The following is a 2,963-nucleotide window of genomic DNA, read 5'->3' as shown; positions in this document are numbered from 1 at the left end:
TCATGAATGCATGTCAGAAGGGAGAAATCAACAGTCTCAATACACCTGTTGTAGACGGTATCACTAAAGACCCGTCAAGAAGTGATTTATTTAACCTGGTAACAGGTGCGGAATCCGGCATGCGGAATAGCTTCGCTGCTTATCTCGATGGCACAGGTATCATAGGCCGTGAAATTTATCGTTTCTCCTCCGCGGAGCCCCGTTATACGACCGACTTATTGGGTGGTGGCACCAAGCAGCTCGATAATAATACCTTTTACCTCACCAATCCCTGGACATCCAGGTACCAGGTAGCCAGGCAGTGTTTCATTTTGCAGGATGCCATTAAAAACACGCGTACGGAAGTCGCCTCCGATCCGCAGAAAAAAGCTTTTACTGGTTTTGCAAAAACGTTGATTGGCTATCAGCTGCTGTTGAATATTAATATGACCTATACCAATGGTGCGCGTATTCCGGTAGCCACCGGCGCTACACTTGGGCCGGTACTCACCGATCCTAACGTTGTGCTGGATTCGATATTGAAGTTTCTTGATGACGGCAAAGCCGATCTCACCGGATCGGAAGTGATCTTTCCTTTATCAGCAGGCTTTACAGGATTTAAAGACGCCGCTGGTTTACTTAAATTCAACCGTGCGATTGCCGCCAGGGTACACATTTACCGTAAGAACTGGGCTGCTGCCTTAACCGCGCTGAATGAGTCTTTCTTTGACCTGAATGGCAATCTGAACATCGGCATTTCCCATGCCTTTTCCACCAACGGCGGCGACTTACCCAATACGATGTATATAGCACCTAATGGCAATGGAGAAGTAAGGGCATCACATCCCAGCTTTTTCAATGACAGGATACCAGGTGATGATCGGGTAGATCTGAAAACAGCGCCCCGTACTTCCTCTGCAAGCCAGGGAGGTTTAACCGGCAACCGCGATGTGATCATCTGGGGTTCACCTAATTCATCGGTGAGCATTATCCGTAATGAAGAACTGATCCTGATTTATGCAGAAGCGAAAATTCAGCTGAATGCGTTGCCGGATGCTATTGTAGCTATCAACCGGATACGGACGGCACATAACCTGACTCCTTATGCCGGTGGTATCACACAGGCCGCATTGATTACAGAGTTGTTGTTTAACAGGCGCTACTCCCTGTTCATGGAAGGACATCGCTGGATTGATGTCAGGAGATATAATCTGTTGGGAACATTGCCTAAAGACAGACCAGATGATGATGTGTGGGAGAAATATCCGCTGCCTCAGAGTGAGAGCAATATTTAGATAGCTGTTAGCTTTTAGCTTTTAGCTTTTAGTAAAAATGCAGCGAATAGCTATTAGCTTTTAGCTTTTAGTAAAAATGCAGCGAATAGAAACATATATACTATGTTCTTCGCTGCATTTTTACTAAAAGCTAATAGCTAATAGCTATTTCCTACATTCCTCTTCTCTTCATTTCTTTTCTGATCAACGCCAGTTCGCGGCCCATTTGTCCGGCGATAGAAGTGTTTTCCTGTGCCCTGCGAAGCAGGTAAGGCATTACTTCTTTTACCGGGCCGTATGGCAGGTATTTACTAACGTTATAGCCGGCATGTGCCAGGTTAAAGGTGATGTTATCACTCATGCCCAGCAACTGGGAGAAGCTTACATGCGGATGATTGTGGGGAATCCCTTTTGCATCCAGCATGCGGGCGGCCAGCATACAGCTATCTTCATTGTGTGTACCAATGAATACCGCCAGCTTATCCAGGTTGTTCAGACAGAATGTTACTGCCGCATCATAATCCTTATCGGTGGCGGCTTTACTGGGTTGTATTGGTGTAGGATAATTATTTTCCGCAGCGCGTTTATTTTCTTTTTCCATGTATGCACCACGAACTAACTTAGCTCCGAGCAGATAGCCTTCTTTTTCTGCTTTTTGCAGTGATACCTGCAGGAAGTTGTAACGGTCGTGGCAGTACATCTGGAAAGTATTATATACAATTACTTTTCCTTTGTTGAATAAAGACATCATCTCGTCGGTGAGACTGTCTACCGGGTTCTGAATCCATGATTCTTCCGCATCTACCAATACCGCTACATTATGCCTGGCGGCGGCTTCGGCAATGGCATATATGCGATTACGTACGCGGGTATATTCTTCCTGCTCTGCAGCAGACAGGGTTTCTTTGCGGTGTACTTTTTCGAGGAGGTCGAACCGGGCGAAACCGGTTATTTTAATGGCAATAAAAGGAATATCCGGTCTGCTGCCAGCGTACTGGATGGCCCGGATAAATTCTGGTACCGCATCATCATAGCTATGTTCTCCTTCCATGGCTTCCACGCCATAATCGAGAGCTACGCCTACATGATAGTTGCCCAGCTGCAATGCTGTAGTAGCTGCTTCTTCCAGGCTTTCTCCGCCACAAAATTGTGAGAAAATGGTGTTTTTGATAATTCCTTTTATAGGAAGTCGCAGTTTAAATGCGATGGGTGTCATCACTGAACCGAATTTTACCAGCCATGGTTTCCCTATATTGCTAAAGAGAAAATTGGCTTTTTTCAGTGCTTTGTCGGTCTTTGCCTCAAACGCAATAGCCGTATTATCAAATGATAAGGGTAGCTGCTTTTCCATGGGCCGCAAAGTTAGGGTCCGTCCACCTTTTAAACAAAAATCATTATAATATCAGCATATCTTTTTAACAGCGTTATCAGATATTGTCTATTGCTTCTCATAAATTGTTTAAGCATACCTGTTACCGCTGTTTATTTTATTACTTTTAGGTCTTTTCTATTACATACAAAATTCCCGGAATATGCTATTTAAATCTGATACTAACTCCTCTACTGCTTTTTGGCAAAAGACCTTTATTGGACTCGTACTGGGAGGAATAGTATTCACCGGCTGCCAGCCTAAAGCGCCGGAAATCGCGAAGGTGAACCTGCAAATACCGGGTATAAAATACACTTCCCACAAGGGCAGTACCGGCCAAA

Annotated in this window: 2 protein-coding genes; one reads left to right on the top strand and one right to left on the bottom strand. The window is 44.9% G+C overall.

Annotation, left to right across the window (positions count from 1 at the left end; translation table 11 throughout):
• The coding region (locus tag VIP81_RS11315) for a RagB/SusD family nutrient uptake outer membrane protein (RefSeq protein ID WP_331960033.1) at positions 1-1,274 on the top strand (1,274 nt) is incomplete at its 5' end.
• A gap of 151 nt (positions 1,275-1,425) precedes the next feature.
• Here the strand turns inward: VIP81_RS11315 and VIP81_RS11310 are convergent.
• Positions 1,426-2,604, bottom strand: a complete 1,179-nt coding sequence (locus VIP81_RS11310; protein WP_331960030.1) for a proline dehydrogenase family protein — start codon at positions 2,602-2,604, stop codon at positions 1,426-1,428.
• Positions 2,605-2,963: the final 359 nt, after the last annotated feature.

The organism is Chitinophaga sp. (genome assembly GCF_036566945.1).
GTDB lineage: Bacteria > Bacteroidota > Bacteroidia > Chitinophagales > Chitinophagaceae > Chitinophaga.
This window is presented reverse-complemented; position numbering and strand designations above follow the sequence as displayed.